Below are 16,047 nucleotides of genomic sequence, written 5' to 3' on the forward strand. Positions count from 1 at the left end.
TAAAAAACACTGGAGTTCGGAATTCATAAAGGAGTAATGATGTCACCAGAAACTTTTGTTGAATATACCGAATATTTCATCGCCGGTATGTTGGCCGCTCATTTCGCTTACAGTTTGGGTTTTTTAATCATATCGCGTCACATGATCATTGAATATGAAAAAATGGTCTTTTTAAAACCTGAAAAATGGTCCCATAAAATTACGAATACATTCGTTTTTCTTCTTGTCGGCACCGGTTACTTCGTTTACAAACGGCTATTAAAATACAACTGGTTCCTGAGAAAACTGTATTTCGCCCTTTATCTTGTGGGCAGAGGCATTTTAAGCATCATCATCTTTTATATTTTTTCTTTTCTGATCCATCTCATTTTCAGCGTTTAAATCATTTACGATTGGAGTAATCTGCATGTCTAAATTTCTACAAAAACCAAGAAACAAAGCCATCTTATCCGTCTACCTGTTTTTCGTTTGCGGCTCCGTTCTCAGCTCTGTTCTGAATCCGGTGATGAGTCTGGGAGAAAAGCTGTTTATCCTCTGTTTTAATATTTTCTCGGCAACTTTATTCGCATTTCTCATTTATGTGCTGCTAAATAAACTAATGAAAGATGAAGACAGCAAGCACCCGGCAGACCCCGAAAAAAACGGGATTAATCAAGTGATTTGGAAAAAATACAAAAAGCCGCTGATCCTGTTTGTTTATTTTGGCGGCGTGTTTTCCGTCTGCGCTGTTATTATTCCCATGTCGATATATACCGTTGCTGAAAAGGTCGTGATCCTTTCGATCGCGATTATTATCATTACAATTGGCTGTATTTTGGCTTATAAAGTGACGAATAAAATGTTGCAGAAATGAAGAAAAGGACTATGATTCGCCATAGTCCTTTTCTTCATTTCCTTAATTCCCCCAGCGTCTCCTCCCACCGCCGCAAAACCGCCGCTTCATCCTTCAGCTCAATCCGAACGCCGGAGATGATATCCGCGTATTTTGCGATATCTTCCCGGGCCGCTTCGACGGTGCCGGCGAAGCGCGCTCTCGGGTGTTTGGCGTCTTTTAATTCGGGCAGTTTCTTTAAAGACAGCCGCACATAATGTGCTTTGCCTTTCCAGCAAGTGACGAAGAGCGCCCGGCCTGTTCTCGCGATGTTCGCGGTTGTCGTTGTGCCTTGCCAGAGAGCCAGGCGGATGTCGGTTTTGTTCAGGGCGAGGATTTCGCCGGCGCTGATCATCGCCGTGTGCGGCCAGCCGTCTTCTGTGACGGTCTGGAGCATCATCGCTTCGCGCCGCTTTCCGGCGAGTTTCTCTCCGTTTAACAGCTGAAATATCTCGTTTGATAGCTGAGCCATGCCGGATGCCTCCCTTTAGATTTTCCGATCTGGAACCGCCGGCACTTGTACGGCTGTTTCGACTTCAGAAGGGTCGATTTTAAAGGCCGGATTGTATTTTTCAGGATTTGTGATCGTCTCCGGCTCCGATGATCTCCAAGTGAAAAAGCAGTGCTGACATTGATAAACTTCCCAGGCTCCTTCAATGGGTGACTTGCTGACGGTTTCCGCTTTTTTTAATTCGCAGCGCGGACATGTATGCATGATGAAACACTCTCCTCTTTTATTGATTTAGCAGATTCATTAGTTTCGCTTCCCACTCTTTCGTTCCTATAGGGGAATCGAGCGGCTGTGAATAGTGTCCTCTTGTTTCCGGGGCCGCAGGCGTTGTCGCGTCCAAGATCATTTTGTGGGTGATTCCCGCCGGTTCAGAACCTGGATCAAGCGCCAGAACGGATAAATCCGGGATGATGACTGCATCATGTTTTGGATGCATTTTCGTTGAAATTGCCCACATCACTTGCGGGAGGTTAAACGGATCGACGTCTTCGTCAACGAGGATCACCATTTTGCAGTAGCCGAGGCCGTGCGGGGTCGTCAGCGCGCGCATGCCGACGGCTTTGGCGAATCCGCCGTAGCGGCTTTTCGTTGATACAATGGCGATCAAGCCGTGCGTATACATCGCGTTTACCGCGACAATTTCATTCGGATATGCCTCTTTTAGCTGCTGGTAAAGCGGCACACATGTATTAATGCCGACCATGTAGTCAACCTCAGTCCAAGGCATGCCTAAATAGAGGTGTTCAAAGATCGGGTTGTTGCGGTGGCAGACGCGCTTGATTTTAATGATCGGCATGCTTCTTCCGCCTGAATAGTGGCCGGTAAACTCGCCGAACGGCCCTTCATATTCGCGTTCGCCCGCCAGAATTTCACCTTCAAGAACCACTTCCGCGCCCCATGGGATATCTAAGTTAGACAGTTTTGATTTGACGATTTTATAAGGCTCGCCTTGCAAGGCCCCTGCCATCTCGTATTCTGATTGATCGTATAAGAGCGGTGTGGATGCCGCCGTTGCAATGACCGGTTCGCAGCCGAGCGCAATCGTGACAGGCAGGTTTTCGCCGCGCTCTTCAGCCTGGCGCAGGTGGATCGCAATGTCATGCTGCGGGACGGGCTGAATGCCGAGGCGGTCTTTTCCTTTTACTTGCAGTCTGTACATGCCGACATTTTGTTTGCCGAAGTGTTCAGGATCCTCGACATCTCTGGAAATGACGCATGCCTTGTCTAAATAAAAGCCGCCGTCGCCCTGATTGATGCGGAAGAGCGGCAGAATGTCAAACAGGTTGATGTCTTCTGTGATGTCGTTTTCGTGAAACGGCGCTGTCTCCTCTCTTTGCACCTTTACAGGAAACTGATCATAACGGCGCGCGAATTCAAAGAATTGTTCTTTGACCGGCGTGTCCTTTGGAAGGCCGAGCATTAACGCGTGGTTCGGCCAGGAGCCGATGACATTCAGCGCGATTTGGGCATTGTTATAGCCGTAAATGTTGTTGAATAAAAGAGCGGGTGATTTGTCTCCGAGGTTGTTGGCGGCGCGTGCAGCGGCTCCCAAATCGGGTTCCGGCTTCACCTCTTCCTGAACTTCAAGAAGCTGTCCTTCTTTTTTCAACATATTTAAAAAATCTCTAAAATCTTGATAAGCCATTCTGTTATCCTCCTTATTTCTTCTGTTTCATTCCTTCCCAGCGCTTCGCTTCAGACAGATGGATTCCAAATTGGTCCAGCGTCCGGAATACGATATGGTCGACCATTTCGGTCAGATTTTGGGGATGATTATAAAAAGCCGGCATCGGCGGCAGGATCACCGCGCCCATTTTTGTCAGCTCAAGCATGTTTTCAAGATGAATCTGGTTCAACGGCGTCTCCCTTGTTAACAGAACAAGCTTTTTCCGTTCCTTCAGCATGACGTCCGCCGAACGGGTCAACAAGTTATCCGCCATACCGGTACGGATGCCCGCCAACGTCTTCATACTGCACGGTGCGACAATCATTCCGTCCGTTTGAAAGGAACCGCTTGAAATGCGGGCCGCCTGGTCTTTGTGGGAATACGTAAAAGATGCGAGCTTTTCTACGTCTTTCATGGTATATCCCGTTTCGTGCAGGATGGTTGCCGCTGCCCACGGAGAGATGACTAGGTGTGTCTCTGCGTCGGTTTTCTTCAGCCACTCCAGCATCCGCACGCCAAATATCGCGCCGGTAGCGCCCGTAATCCCGACAATGATGTTCATATGCGCCCCCCTTTCCCTCTTGGTGCTTCACTTAAAATGATACGCCTCTATTTACCATATTGAAAATATCTGTTAAATCTATATATAATACTTTAAAGGTATAAAAAGGAGGGCCGAGAAAATGGATATTCGCCAGTTAAAGTACTTCGTTACGATCGCACAGGAAGGAAAGATTACAACGGCGGCGAAGCGGCTTCATATCGCACAGCCGCCGCTCTCCAGACAGTTGAAGCAGATGGAAGAGGAGCTCGGAGTCGTTTTATTTGACCGGAACAAAAAGAAAAACCTGACGCTGACCTATGAAGGAGAAGTGTTTTTGAAAAGAGCAAAAGAAATCCTGCACAAGCTTGAGGATTCCATCTTGGAGGTTCGGGAGCTGCGTGAAGAAGTCAACGGAACCCTTGCCGTCGGCTCAACGATTTACTGCGCGGCCTTGCTGCTTTCGAAAGTCTCGAAGATCAGAGACATGTATCCGAATTTAATGTTTAACATTTGGGAAGGTGAGCCTTCACGGCTGAGCGAGCTCCTGGAAAGCCGGCAGATCGATGCGGCGGTCACGACAACGCCTTTCCACGGCAAAAATATCGAATCAAAAAGCCTGCCGGAGGTTCCATGCAAGCTCGTTCTTCCGGGGAATCAGTCGTATGGCTTAAAAGGGGAAGCCGGAATGAAAGAAATTGCCGGCCTGCCGCTGATTCTGCTCAGGCCGTCGCACGGAAAAGGGATTTACGATGAGGTCGTCCATCAATTTCAATCATTGGACCTTGAGCCGAGGGTCGTCTGTGAGTGCCATGATTCTACAACGCTGCTCAGCCTCGTCACTTCGGGATTCGGAGCGACGATTCTGCCGCTATCCATGCTGCCGGCGCATTTTGCACGGCATGTTCAGACGTTGGAGATTCAAGACAATCCGTTCATTCTGCAGCCGTCTGTCGTTTGGCGGTCCGGCAGTTTTCTGCCGAAGCCCGTAAGAGAATTTTTGGCTTTATTTTGATAATAAAAAAGAAAAGGCATCATGCCGATGCCCTCTCCTTTGTATTGGTTACAGCAGCTTCTTCCCTAACAGCGATTCGATCAGTTCGACGGCCGCCTCACCGGTTTTATTTTTGTGATCCAGTATCGGGTTGACTTCAACAAACTCGGCAGATGTAATGATATCTGCGTCATAGAGCATTTCCATCGCCAAATGGCTTTCCCTGTAGCTGATGCCTCCGACGACAGGGGTGCCGACTCCCGGAGCGTCGCTCGGATCAAGACCGTCCAGATCGAGGCTCAGATGAATGCCGTCGCAATTTGCTGACAGATACTCGATCGTTTCCTCTATCACCTTTGTCATGCCGAGCCTGTCGATTTCATGCATGGTGTAGACTTTCATGCCGGTTTCACGGATATATTTGCGCTCTCCTTCATCAAGCGAGCGCGCACCGATGATGACGACGTGCTCCGGTTTGATTTTCGGCGCATAGCCGTGGAGGTTGACCAGCTTTTCGTGGCCGACACCGAGACTTACCGCCAGCGGCATGCCGTGGATGTTGCCTGACGGCGATGTCTCAAGCGTATTTAGGTCTCCGTGTGCGTCATACCAAATCACGCCGAGCTGTTGATAGTGCTTGGCTACACCCGCCAATGTCCCGATGGCAATGCTGTGGTCTCCGCCCAGCACGAGCGGGAAGCGGCGCTGCTCGATGACATTGTCGACGATATCGGCCAGTTTGCGGTTTCCTTCCAGTACGGAAACTAAATTTTTCAGCCCTTCGTCTCCTTTTGGCTGATCGCGGTTGATCGGCACATCGCCCAGATCATCGATATCATAGCCCAGCTCTGTTAAGCGCTCCACGATATGAGCGTAGCGAATCGCGCTCGGTCCCATATCCACACCGCGCCGCGCCTGTCCTAAGTCCATCGGCATTCCAATCAGAGAAACTTGTTTATTCATCAATAACCACCTCATCGTTCGTTTTGTTTTGATAGATCATTGCTTCTTGTCGCTCTAGAGCCTGGCGTTTTTTCACAAACACGTGATAAACAAAGTAGCAGGCCGACATGAACAAAATCCCGCAGTACAATGCCATCCTCTGCTCCGAATCAAAGGCAAGGCTCACAAGGACGACGCTGTTTAAAATAAAACCCGCCAGCGGCAAATAAGGATAAAGAGGCGTTTTAAATTTCAAGTCTTCAACCTTACCGCCTTCTTTGACATATCGTCTGCGAAATAGCAGCTGTGATACCGTAATCGTGATCCAGCCGACTTGTGCGCTTAAACCGGCAAGAGACAAAAGCCAGATGTAAAGCGTTTCTGCGGCGACTACGCTTGAGACGAGGGACAACCCCGCAAAACCGAGCGTAATCCACAGCGCATTCATCGGAATCCCTCTTTTATTGACCCGGCTTAAAGCCTGAGCGGCCATTCCTTCTTTCGCAAGAGAATAAAGCATCCTCGTCGATGCGTACAAACCCGAATTCGCCACCGATAACAAAGCAATTAAAATGACAAAGTTCATCAGATCGGCGGCATACGGAATGCCAATTTGTTCAAATACGACAACGAACGGGCTTTCAACAACCCCCGCTTTTTCCCATGGAATCAACCCCGCCAGGACAAATACGGACAGGCCGAAAAACACGAGTGTCCGCCAGACCGTCTGTTTGATGGAGCGGGGCACCGTTTTTTCCGGATTTTCGCTTTCCCCCGCCGCGATCCCAATCAGCTCTGTCCCCTGAAAGGCAAAGTTGACGGTGATCATCGTGATAAAGATCGCGCCGAATCCGTTTGGAAAAATTCCGTCTCCAATCAGATTGGAAAAGAACGGTGCAGTCTGTCCGTCTTTCATATCGATGAGTCCGAACATCGCACCTCCGCCAAGAATAATAAACAGAAGGATGACGATAATTTTGATGCCGGACAGCCAAAATTCCGATTCCCCAAAGGCCTTTGCCGATAAAGCATTGAGTGAAAAAAGCAGCAGCCCGAAAATCAAACACCATATCCAGACGCCGACATCGGGAAACCATCTTTTCATCAGCTGCCCCGCCGACAAAAATTCCAAAGCGACCGTAACCGACCAACCGAGCCAGTAGATCCAGCCGACGGCAAACCCCGTAGCAGGCCCGATAAATTTTGTCGCGTACGTCTGAAAAGAGCCTGAAACCGGCATTGCCACTGCGAGCTCTCCAAGGCAAAGCATCGTAAAATACATGATCATTCCGCCCGCTAAATAAGAAAGAATCGCGCCGATCGGCCCGGCTTCATTGATCGTATATCCTGTTCCGAGAAAAAAGCCGGTTCCGATGACGCCGCCAAGCGAGATCATAAACAAATGGCGGGATTTCATCGTTCGTTTCAGTGTATATTGTTCACGGTTTTCATGATTCAAACCGCCTTCACCCCTTCCGTTTCCATTCTCCCTAATGTCAGCTCCCCTATGACATATAGACTATTTTTTAAATCTTCTGAACATTTTCCTTATATTTCAATTTTTGACAAACTTCGCACAAACATCGAAAAAACGGGCTGAACAATCCCCTTATTGTTCAGCCGTCCGCTTTACTTCGACAAAACACGGGTAATCTTTTCAATCGCCCAATCCAGATCCTCATTTGAAATGACAAGAGGAGGTGCAAAGCGAATCACCGTCTCATGCGTTTCTTTGCAGAGCAGCCCTTCTTCTTTCAGGCGCTCGCAATACGGACGCGCCGCCTCGGTCAGTTCTACCCCGATGAACAGCCCTCTGCCGCGCACTTCTTTGATTATAGGATTATCGATTTGCGAGAGCTTTTCTTTAAAGTATTCCCCAAGCTCCAGCGACCGTTCAGCGAGCCGCTCGTCTTCCAGCACTTCAAGGGCGGCAATCGATACGGCGCATGCAAGCGGGTTCCCTCCGAATGTCGATCCGTGCGAGCCGGGATTAAACACGCCAAGCACATCCCGGTTTGCAGCAATGCACGATATCGGGAATACGCCGCCTCCGAGCGCTTTTCCTAAAATGTACATGTCCGGTGTGACATCCTCCCAATCAGAGGCGAACATTTTACCTGTTCGTGCAAGCCCTGACTGTATTTCGTCAGCGATAAACAAGACATTGCGTTCTTTGCAGACTTCTGCTGCCTGTTTCAAAAAGCCTTCCGGCGGAATGACAATACCTGCTTCACCCTGAATCGGCTCAATTAAGAAAGCGGCTGTATTCGATGTGATCGCCTGTTTCAGCGCCTCCAGATCCCCGTATGGAATCAGCTTGATGCCGGGAAGCATCGGTCCGAAACCGCGTTTATACTCTTCTTCTGAAGAAAGCGACACAGCCAGCATCGTCCGGCCGTGAAAATTGCCTTCACATGCGATAATTTCCGCCTTATTGTCCGGAACGCCTTTTACATCATAAGCCCAGCGCCGGGCTGCTTTAATCGCAGACTCAACCGCTTCTGCCCCGGTGTTCATCGGGAGAACCATATCTTTCCCCGTTAATGAAGCGACCTTTTCATAGAAAGGACCAAGCTGGTCATTGTGAAAAGCTCTCGAAGTCAGGGTGATTTTGTCGGCCTGATCTTTTAACGCCTGAATGATTTTCGGGTGCCTGTGCCCTTGATTCACTGCGGAATAAGCGCTCAGCATATCCATGTATCGGTTGCCTTCCGGATCTTTCACCCAAGCGCCTTCCGCTTCAGAAATCACGATCGGCAGAGGATGATAGTTATTTGCCCCAAAATGTGCGGTTTGCTTCATAATTTTCTCGGACTTTGATAGAACCGTCATTCTGATTCCTCCTTCTTATTTTTGGACATACATGCCAGATGTCGTATTTTGTTTCACACTATCTTATATGCAAGTATCGTGCCAATCCTTAAAACCGCAAATTTTCAGAACATTGCATGTATAATTCGCAAAAAATTTTGCGGTTTTTATTCAAAGGTGCAAAAATAAATGCATATTTTTTTGCACCTTTATCAAGTCTTCACTTAAAATGGAGACAGAGACGAACAAAGGGGGATGTCACTTGCTGAAGGATTACGATTTACTGAAGCTTATTTTTCAAAGAATTATAGATGAAATCGATATCGGCTTGCATGTCGTCGATGGAAACGGCACATCTGTTGTCTATAACAAAAAAATGAGCCAGATTGAAGGGATGGATGTCGGCGATGTGCTCGGCAAAAACGTGCTGGACGTGTTTACGTTTGCCAGCCAGCATGACAGCACTCTCCTGCAGGCGCTGCATCACGGGAAAACGAACAAAAACGTCAAGCAGACTTACTTCAATAACAAAGGCCAGGAAATTACGACCGTCAATCATACGTTTCCCATTATAGAAAACGGGAATACGAAAGGAGCGGTCGAGATTGCTAAAGATGTCACAAAGCTTGAGCGGCTGATCAGAGAAAATATGAACAAAACAGAAAACACAAAGTATACGTTTGACAGCCTGATCGGCGTCAGTCCGGCAATCAAGGAGGTCATTGAACATGCAAAGCGGGCGACCCGGACCTCTTCATCCATTCTGATCGTTGGCGACACCGGAACCGGAAAAGAACTGTTCGCCCAAAGTATACATAACGGAAGCCAGCGGTCGACGGGCCCATTCATCTCGCAAAACTGCGCAGCCCTCCCGGAAAGCCTCGTTGAAGGCCTATTATTCGGTACGGTTAAAGGCGCATTCACGGGAGCCGTCGATCGCCCAGGTCTTTTCGAACAAGCAGACGGCGGCACACTGCTCCTTGACGAAATCAATTCTTTGGACTTCAGTTTGCAGGCAAAGCTTTTGCGCGCGATTCAAGAAAAAACGATCAGGCGGATCGGCGCTTCGAAGGATACTCCGATCGACGTCAGGATCATCGCGACGATGAACGAAGATCCAGTCGACGCTGTCAGCGGCCAAAGGCTGCGAAAAGATTTGTATTACAGGCTGAGTGTCGTCACCTTGTTCATTCCTCCATTAAAAGACCGAAAGGAAGATATCATGCCGCTCACGCAGCATTTTATCGACAAATACAACGCATTGTTCCAAATGGAGGTCAAGGGTTTAGAAGAAGAGGTGCGGCGGTTTCTGCTTTCATACGATTGGCCGGGAAACGTCAGGGAGCTTGAACATTTAATTGAAGGTGCCATGAACTTGATGTCCTACGAAGACAAAATGGAGCTGATGCACCTTCCATTGCAATACAGGACGAAACCAGCGGCAAAAGAGCAGCTGCCGCAGCAGGGCTATGATCTGTTCGCCCCGCTTCCTTCCGCCTCAGCCGCTCCATTAAAGGAACAAATCGAAAATGCCGAAAAGTATTATATTCAAAAAACCGTTAAAAAATGCAATTACAATGTGTCACAAGCGGCGCGGGTTCTAGGGATCAGCAGGCAAAGCCTGCAATACAGGCTTAAAAAATGGAAGATCCGCTTTGATCAGGAATCAGAATGATCTTCTCTCCCTTTCATCACTAAAAACGTATTTCTTGACTCATACTAAAAAAGGTTTATGCTTTACTTTTGTAAGAGCCTTAAGTAAAATCATATCAACTAAATCCAATCAGAAAAGTGGGGAATAAAATGAAGAAAGCCATTTTCGCTGTATTATTGACGCTGTTGATCACCGTGATGGCCGCATGCGGCGCGTCAGGAGACAATTCTAAGGATAAAAACGCAGACGGCGACAGCCTCTGGTCTTCAATTAAAGATAAAGGCGTTTTGACTGTCGGTACTGAAGGAACGTACGAACCATTTACATTCCACGATAAGAAAACAGATCAATTAACAGGTTATGATGTCGAAGTGATGCAGGAAGTCGCCAAGCGCCTCAACCTGAAAGCTGAATTTAAAGAAACACAGTGGGACAGCATGTTTGCCGGACTCAACTCCAAGCGTTTTGACGTCGTTGCCAATCAAGTCGGGAAAAAAGAACGTGAAGATCAGTACGATTTTTCTGATTCATATACAACTTCCCAAGCCGTCGTTGTCACAAAAGCGGACAACAACGATATAAAGTCTGAAGGGGATGTCAAAGGGAAAAAAGCTGCACAGTCTTTGACAAGCAACTATAATGACCTTGCGAAAAACGCCGGAGCTGAAATCGAAGGCGTGGAAGGAATGGCTCAAGCGTTTCAGCTGATTCAGCAGGGCCGTGTCGACCTCACCTTTAACGATAAACTGGCGGTGCTGAACTATTTGAAGACATCAGGAAACAAAAACCTGAAAGTCGCTTTTGAAACAGGCGAGCCGCAAACTACGCATTTTGCTTTCCGCAAAGGAAGCGGCGAGCTGGTTGACAAGGTCAACTCCGCGCTGAAAGACATGAAAGAGGATGGCACACTCGCGAAAATAGCGAAGAAATGGTTTGGCGAAGATGTTTCTAAGTAATATACAAGCGGCGGCCATCGGCGCGGCGATCCCGTGGGATCTTGTGCGTGAGTCATTTTGGCCGATCTTTTTAAGGGGAATCTATTACTCGATTCCCCTTGCCATTCTCTCTTTTATATTCGGTATGATCATCGCATTGATCACGGCGCTGGCGAGAATGTCCAAATCCCGCATTTTAAGAGCGGTTTTCGGCATTTATGTCTCAGCGATCCGCGGAACGCCGCTGCTCGTTCAGCTGTTTATCATTTTTTACTTGTTTCCTGCGTTTCAAATCACGATTGACCCGTTTCCGAGCGCAATCATTGCCTTTTCATTAAATGTCGGCGCTTATGCATCGGAAATCATCAGGGCTTCCATCCTTTCTGTTCCGAAAGGACAGTGGGAAGCGGCTTATTCGATTGGAATGACTCAAAAAACGGCGCTTACCAGGGTCATCCTGCCGCAAGCTGTACGCGTGTCGATTCCGCCATTATCCAATACATTCATCAGCTTGGTTAAAGACACATCGCTTGCGTCACAGATTCTTGTTGCTGAATTATTCCGGAAAGCCCAGGAAATCGGGGCCAGCAACCTTGACCAAATTTTAATCATTTATATGGAAGCCGCATTTATCTATTGGATCATCTGCTTTGTTCTCGCGCTTGTTCAGCAGCAGATTGAACGGCGTTTGGACCGGTATGTGGCCAAGTAAGGAGGGAAATAGACAATGCTTGCGATCAAAGGGCTGAATAAATCCTTCGGCGAAAATGAAATCTTAAAAAAAATCGATCTGAACATCGAAAAAGGAAAAGTGATCGCCATTTTAGGGCCTTCCGGTTCCGGCAAGACGACGCTGCTTCGCTGCCTGAACGCTTTGGAAACTCCAAACCGCGGCATTCTTTCTTTTGACGATTTCACCATCGACTTTTCCAAGAAAAATAAACCGGCTGACCTCCTCCGCCTGCGGAGAAAGTCGGGAATGGTATTCCAGGCCTATCACCTGTTCCCGCACCGCACCGTGCTCGAAAATGTGATGGAAGGGCCTGTAAAAGTGCAAAAGCGCAATAAAGCAGAGGTCAAAAAGGAAGCCGTTCAGCTGCTGCAAAAGGTCGGCCTTGAAGACAAAATGGACCTCTATCCATTCCAGCTTTCCGGGGGACAGCAGCAGCGCGTCGGCATCGCCCGCGCCCTGGCCATCAAGCCTGAACTGATGCTTTTTGACGAGCCTACATCGGCGCTTGACCCCGAGCTGGTCGGTGAAGTGCTGAAAGTCATGAAAGACCTTGCAAATGAGGGCTGGACAATGGTTGTCGTCACCCACGAAATCAAATTCGCGCAGGATGTCGCAGATGAAGTCGTCTTTATCGACGGCGGCGTTATCGTCGAACAGGGTCCGCCTGAACAAATTTTCTCAGCCCCTAAGGAAGAACGAACAAAACAGTTTTTAAACCGAATTTTGAATCCTGTATAGACAAAACAGCCTGATCTCTCCGGATCAGGCTGTTCTGTTTATTCAGCGGCTAATTTAAACTTGGATGCCGCTTGATTCAATTCTTCCGACAAAGCGGAAAGCTGCTGAATGGCCGATGCGATTTCCTGCATGCCGGCGCTTTGCTGCTCCGCTGCTGCAGCGACTTCTTCAGAACCTGCCGCCTGCTCTTCTGTAACGGAGGAAATCTGTTCCATCGCGGACGAAATGGTTTGATACGATTTTTCGACTTTTAACAATGACTGCAGCAATTGATCAGTGCGTTCGGCAAATTGAGAGATCCCTTTAAAAATACCTGAAAAATTCTCGTATGTGCCATTAATTAAAATCTGCCCTTTGTCAACCGCTTCATTTCCTTCCTGAATGCGTTCCATGACGAGCCGGCTGCTCTCCTGCGTGCCCGTCACAAGCTGGGAAACGGATAAAGCGGCATCTGCCGAGCGTTCAGAAAGCTTTCTGACTTCTCCCGCAACAACCGCAAAACCCTGGCCTTCTTCACCGACGCGGGCAGCTTCAATGGAAGCATTGAGCGCGAGCAAATTCGTCTGTTCGGCAATAGAAGAAATCATTCCGATGACTTTTTCAATTTCTTCGGTATGGTTTTGCATCTCTGCTGCCGCTTGTTTGGACTCTTCCATCACGTTTTTAATCGTCTGGGTCTGCCGCAATGTTTCTTCGACAAGCTCCTGGCCTGTCTTGGAATCCTTGCTGACGCCTTCGGCAACGTTCTTCATCTCGTTTACTTCTTCTGTGACATGTGAAAGCTGGTGATCGATTTCGGCAGCCGATGTATGGCAATCTGAAACGGAAGAGACAACTTCGTTGATTCCCTCGCTCATGCTGTTCATCGATTCAGCCACCTGAATTGCACTTTCGCTCGATTCAGCCGATACATTTTTCAGCTGGAGGCTCGTCTTGGATACCTCTTCAGAGGAAGCTGAAATATGTCCGATCAACTGTTGTAAATTTTCGCTCATCCGCTTGAACGATTCGGCAAGCTTTCCTGCTTCATCACGGCTCTTGACAGAAATGTCGGCCGATAGATCGCCGTCGGCAATTTTTTCTGAAGCCTTCATCAGCTGCCTGATCGGCTTCGCGATATAAGAACCGAGAAAATAGGCCATGACCATGCCGAGCAGCAAGACAAATGCTGCGATCGCAACTGTATACCATTTCGCTTTTGCAGCTGTCGCCGGAATCACGGAAGCATCAAGGTCGATCCCCAAAATACCGACCTTTTCGCCGGAGCCGTTCTCAAGCGGCAGAAAAATCGACTGGTGGATGCCGTATTCGTCCTCATACACATCGCTTACCGTCTCTTTGTTTGTCGTCAAAGCTTCTTTCATTTCGGGAGAAAAGCTGTAATCCGTGCCGAAATCATCGGACGTATCCGACAGCACGAGAATCCGCTCCTTCCCGCCCTCATTGGAAAGGATATAGATATTCTCAAGTTTGTTTTTCTTTTTCAAGCTGTCCACAGCCATTTTTGTCTGCTTGTAAAGCGGACTGTCTGCGGAATCGATCTCAAGCGGATTCCCGTCCAGACGTTTGATTTGGTTTTCAGCAAGATGAATATCGGTATAAAGGCGGTTTTGGAACTGCTGTTTCAGCTGCTCTGACAAGTCTTTGCTGATAAAAGTAAACACAGCTGAAAATGATGCGATCGTGATCAAAAGCACTAAGGCGACGCCAATCATAATTTTGACTGAAATGTGTTCTGTTAGCTTTTTCTTCAACGTTTTCATCGTCTATATCCCCTTTAATTTGTCATGAGAGATCCATGCTCCCGGCAGACTTCCTCAATATTTTCTTTTAAATAATCGATAATTCCCGGGACATGTTCAGGCATGGTATACGGAGAAATGACGAAAAATTTGCTGACGCACAGCGGTATCTCAGTTCCTTCACAGGACTTCACAAGCAAGTGTTTTTTCGTATCGCCAAAAAACATCTTGTCCCTTTTTGTTCCGAGCTTTTCAAATAATTTTTCAGTGAGTGCATTGTTTCTTTCCAGCTCTTGAATGGTGCATGCTCCCGAAACTTCGTCTTCAAATCTCGGCGCACCTTCAGGATAAATGCGGAACAGCGTAGACATGCCGCAGTTGTCCGGGTTCACAATATCGGCCTCCGGAATCTGCTGAGACAGCTGTTCCCTAAAATGCAGGTTGACTTCAAGAAATTGGGCGAGCAGCTTTTGATAGCCTTCATAGCCAAATGCCATCAGCGCACTGTACATACTGATCGAACTGGCCATGCGCGAACATTCCAGCGTGTAGCCCGTATGGTAGTCCCCATAGCCGCGGTGGCCGACATACGGCGTCTCATCAGGATCCAGATCGATCCGTTTTAAGTCATTGCGATCCTTCACAAGAAACAGGCTTGTCACATAAGGCGTCTGCCCGAGCTTCTGAAAATCAAAGCAAAGCGAATCGGCTGCATGCAGATGCCTCATTTTTTCCTGAATCGGTTTGATCATGCTGAGGACACCGGGACTAAAGGATAAAGCGTTCTCATTCAGATCGTACTCATTAAAAAAGGCAAAAAATCCTCCCAGGGCGGAATCGGCGTGGATATGCGGAACCGGCAGACCGAAGCTCTTCGCCGTTTCTTCAGCCGCACGGCGGACAGCGCTCACATCATCGATGCCGATCGCATCTGTCGTTCCTGTCGTAGCCACGATATAAACGGGAATGCCCCCGGCTTCGCAGACTTGTCTAAGCTTCGCTCGCAAATCTTCCGTATCCATGGAATGGTCGAGATTTGTTTTGACTTTAATTAAATGATCGCTGCCAAGTCCTGCGGCTTCCATCGACTTATACAAGCTGTAATGAGCCGCTTCAGAACAAAACGCATAGAAATTGCCGGGAACTCCTTCCTTCAGCGCTGAAGGCGCCATTTTGGCAATCGCGATTCTGAGGCCGCTGTATACCGCCCCTTGTCCTCCCCACGTTGTATATCCTCCGCTTGTTTCGGCATCATACCCCGCAAGCTTAGACATCATCGCCGTAACTTTCACTTCCGCCTCCGCTCCGGCTGGACCGTACACATCCCACAGGTTGTTGCCATTGACCATAAACGCCGTAAGCATGCCTAATATCCCCGGGATGCTGGCCATCGGCAGAATGTTCGTGAAAAAGTATTTGGTGTGATACGGATGGCCGTGCAACAGCTTCAACAGCTCTTCGTTAACCTCTTTCATCGGCGAACCTTCATGCGGAATCCGACTCTCTGCAACCAGCTTTTCATAAAAGAAGCCCTCACGGTTCTTCTCGCCGCCAAGGTTGACCTGATCCGGGTTTTTCAGCTCATCCACTCCCTCGATCAGCTGCTCGATCAATGATAGGAATTCGTGTCTTTTTGCTTCATTTCCGTCTTCGCTCGGAAACCATTTCTGTACATCCGGTGTATTGCGTTGCTGCATGATTTTCTCTCCTGCCTTGTCTTTTATATTTCAGAAAAAGATTTCACTTGCCATATCGGTATAATCTTCCTATATTTTTAGGCTTTCGCTCAAAAAGTTCATGAAATTGTTTTATCTTTTACATTTTCTTTTAAATAAAAAAACTTCTTAACAATAGATTAAGAAGTTTTCGAATCATTTGAGCGCTATTTCCGTACAAATAGAATGATAAA

General features: G+C 48.0%; 16 protein-coding genes. 7 read left to right on the plus strand and 9 right to left on the minus strand.

From position 1 onward, the window contains the following. The first annotated feature begins 36 nt into the window (after positions 1-36). Both H2R00_RS12855 and H2R00_RS12860 read left to right on the plus strand, forming a co-directional pair. Complete coding sequence (locus tag H2R00_RS12855) at positions 37-381, plus strand: hypothetical protein (RefSeq protein ID WP_244958234.1); 345 nt, start codon at positions 37-39, stop codon at positions 379-381. A 25-nt stretch (positions 382-406) separates the two neighbouring features. Then, on the plus strand, positions 407-853 hold the full coding sequence (locus H2R00_RS12860; RefSeq protein ID WP_154998493.1) for a hypothetical protein: 447 nt from the start codon (positions 407-409) through the stop codon (positions 851-853). 34 nt (positions 854-887) lie between these two features. Here H2R00_RS12860 and H2R00_RS12865 read toward each other — a convergent pair whose 3' ends face one another. From H2R00_RS12865 to H2R00_RS12880, 4 genes are read right to left on the minus strand one after another with little or no spacing between them, the layout of a single operon-like run. Beyond that, positions 888-1,343 carry a pyridoxamine 5'-phosphate oxidase family protein gene (locus H2R00_RS12865; RefSeq protein ID WP_182069323.1) on the minus strand — a complete coding sequence of 152 codons (456 nt, stop codon included), beginning with the start codon at positions 1,341-1,343 and terminating at the stop codon, positions 888-890. Between the two features lie 15 nt (positions 1,344-1,358). Beyond that, positions 1,359-1,586 carry a non-oxidative hydroxyarylic acid decarboxylases subunit D gene (locus H2R00_RS12870; RefSeq protein ID WP_154998496.1) on the minus strand — a complete coding sequence of 76 codons (228 nt, stop codon included), beginning with the start codon at positions 1,584-1,586 and terminating at the stop codon, positions 1,359-1,361. Positions 1,587-1,605: 19 nt separating this feature from the next. Next, a complete protein-coding gene (locus H2R00_RS12875) occupies positions 1,606-3,027 on the minus strand; it encodes a non-oxidative hydroxyarylic acid decarboxylases subunit C (protein WP_182069325.1) in 1,422 nt (473 codons plus the stop codon). A gap of 13 nt (positions 3,028-3,040) precedes the next feature. Further along, entirely contained in the window at positions 3,041-3,610 is a 570-nt protein-coding gene (locus H2R00_RS12880) for a non-oxidative hydroxyarylic acid decarboxylases subunit B (RefSeq protein ID WP_020450128.1), read from the minus strand. Positions 3,611-3,731: 121 nt separating this feature from the next. On the opposite strand from H2R00_RS12880, the gene H2R00_RS12885 reads away from it, so the two are divergent. Further along, positions 3,732-4,604: a LysR family transcriptional regulator gene (locus H2R00_RS12885; protein ID WP_154998500.1), complete on the plus strand. Its 873-nt coding sequence runs from the start codon at positions 3,732-3,734 to the stop codon at positions 4,602-4,604. Between the two features lie 48 nt (positions 4,605-4,652). Here H2R00_RS12885 and rocF read toward each other — a convergent pair whose 3' ends face one another. The 3 genes from rocF to H2R00_RS12900 form a co-directional block, all read right to left on the minus strand. Beyond that, positions 4,653-5,546, minus strand: coding sequence for an arginase (gene rocF / locus H2R00_RS12890; RefSeq protein ID WP_154998502.1), 894 nt, complete (start codon positions 5,544-5,546; stop codon positions 4,653-4,655). After that, the gene (locus H2R00_RS12895) at positions 5,539-6,942 is read right to left on the minus strand and encodes an amino acid permease (RefSeq protein WP_234113136.1); all 1,404 of its coding nucleotides are present in this window, start codon (positions 6,940-6,942) and stop codon (positions 5,539-5,541) included. Before H2R00_RS12895 ends, rocF begins: the two co-directional genes overlap by 8 nt. A 212-nt stretch (positions 6,943-7,154) precedes the next feature. Further along, complete coding sequence (locus tag H2R00_RS12900; RefSeq protein WP_182069327.1) at positions 7,155-8,357, minus strand: ornithine--oxo-acid transaminase; 1,203 nt, start codon at positions 8,355-8,357, stop codon at positions 7,155-7,157. A 241-nt stretch (positions 8,358-8,598) separates the two neighbouring features. Here H2R00_RS12900 and H2R00_RS12905 point away from each other — a divergent pair, with 241 nt between their 5' ends. From H2R00_RS12905 to H2R00_RS12920, 4 genes are all read left to right on the plus strand, one after another. Then, complete coding sequence (locus H2R00_RS12905; protein WP_154998508.1) at positions 8,599-10,011, plus strand: sigma-54 interaction domain-containing protein; 1,413 nt, start codon at positions 8,599-8,601, stop codon at positions 10,009-10,011. A 128-nt stretch (positions 10,012-10,139) separates the two neighbouring features. Then, entirely contained in the window at positions 10,140-10,946 is an 807-nt protein-coding gene (tcyA, locus tag H2R00_RS12910) for a cystine ABC transporter substrate-binding lipoprotein TcyA (RefSeq protein ID WP_154998510.1), read from the plus strand. After that, positions 10,933-11,637: an amino acid ABC transporter permease gene (locus H2R00_RS12915; protein WP_043926244.1), complete on the plus strand. Its 705-nt coding sequence runs from the start codon at positions 10,933-10,935 to the stop codon at positions 11,635-11,637. Before tcyA ends, H2R00_RS12915 begins: the two co-directional genes overlap by 14 nt. 15 nt (positions 11,638-11,652) lie before the next feature. Further along, positions 11,653-12,396 (plus strand): amino acid ABC transporter ATP-binding protein, encoded by a 744-nt coding sequence (locus H2R00_RS12920; protein WP_154998512.1) that lies wholly within the window; start codon positions 11,653-11,655, stop codon positions 12,394-12,396. Positions 12,397-12,434: 38 nt separating this feature from the next. On the opposite strand, the gene H2R00_RS12925 is transcribed toward H2R00_RS12920, so the two are convergent. Both H2R00_RS12925 and H2R00_RS12930 read right to left on the minus strand, forming a co-directional pair. Beyond that, positions 12,435-14,159 carry a methyl-accepting chemotaxis protein gene (locus tag H2R00_RS12925; RefSeq protein WP_182069329.1) on the minus strand — a complete coding sequence of 575 codons (1,725 nt, stop codon included), beginning with the start codon at positions 14,157-14,159 and terminating at the stop codon, positions 12,435-12,437. A 14-nt stretch (positions 14,160-14,173) separates the two neighbouring features. After that, entirely contained in the window at positions 14,174-15,835 is a 1,662-nt protein-coding gene (locus tag H2R00_RS12930) for a pyridoxal phosphate-dependent decarboxylase family protein (RefSeq protein ID WP_182069331.1), read from the minus strand. Between the last annotated feature and the right edge of the window lie 212 nt (positions 15,836-16,047).

The sequence above is a fragment of the Bacillus haynesii genome (assembly GCF_014042035.1).
In the GTDB taxonomy this organism is placed as follows: Bacteria; Bacillota; Bacilli; order Bacillales; family Bacillaceae; genus Bacillus; species Bacillus haynesii.

Coding starts and splice junctions, on each gene's coding strand:
- H2R00_RS12855 (WP_244958234.1), top strand. CDS start 37: ATGATGTCACCAGAAACTTTTGTTGAATATACCGAATATTTCATCGCC.
- H2R00_RS12860 (WP_154998493.1), top strand. CDS start 407: ATGTCTAAATTTCTACAAAAACCAAGAAACAAAGCCATCTTATCCGTC.
- H2R00_RS12865 (WP_182069323.1), bottom strand. CDS start 1,343: ATGGCTCAGCTATCAAACGAGATATTTCAGCTGTTAAACGGAGAGAAA.
- H2R00_RS12870 (WP_154998496.1), bottom strand. CDS start 1,586: ATGCATACATGTCCGCGCTGCGAATTAAAAAAAGCGGAAACCGTCAGC.
- H2R00_RS12875 (WP_182069325.1), bottom strand. CDS start 3,027: ATGGCTTATCAAGATTTTAGAGATTTTTTAAATATGTTGAAAAAAGAA.
- H2R00_RS12880 (WP_020450128.1), bottom strand. CDS start 3,610: ATGAACATCATTGTCGGGATTACGGGCGCTACCGGCGCGATATTTGGC.
- H2R00_RS12885 (WP_154998500.1), top strand. CDS start 3,732: ATGGATATTCGCCAGTTAAAGTACTTCGTTACGATCGCACAGGAAGGA.
- rocF (WP_154998502.1), bottom strand. CDS start 5,546: ATGAATAAACAAGTTTCTCTGATTGGAATGCCGATGGACTTAGGACAG.
- H2R00_RS12895 (WP_234113136.1), bottom strand. CDS start 6,942: ATGAAATCCCGCCATTTGTTTATGATCTCGCTTGGCGGCGTCATCGGA.
- H2R00_RS12900 (WP_182069327.1), bottom strand. CDS start 8,357: ATGACGGTTCTATCAAAGTCCGAGAAAATTATGAAGCAAACCGCACAT.
- tcyA (WP_154998510.1), top strand. CDS start 10,140: ATGAAGAAAGCCATTTTCGCTGTATTATTGACGCTGTTGATCACCGTG.
- H2R00_RS12915 (WP_043926244.1), top strand. CDS start 10,933: ATGTTTCTAAGTAATATACAAGCGGCGGCCATCGGCGCGGCGATCCCG.
- H2R00_RS12920 (WP_154998512.1), top strand. CDS start 11,653: ATGCTTGCGATCAAAGGGCTGAATAAATCCTTCGGCGAAAATGAAATC.
- H2R00_RS12925 (WP_182069329.1), bottom strand. CDS start 14,159: ATGAAAACGTTGAAGAAAAAGCTAACAGAACACATTTCAGTCAAAATT.
- H2R00_RS12930 (WP_182069331.1), bottom strand. CDS start 15,835: ATGCAGCAACGCAATACACCGGATGTACAGAAATGGTTTCCGAGCGAA.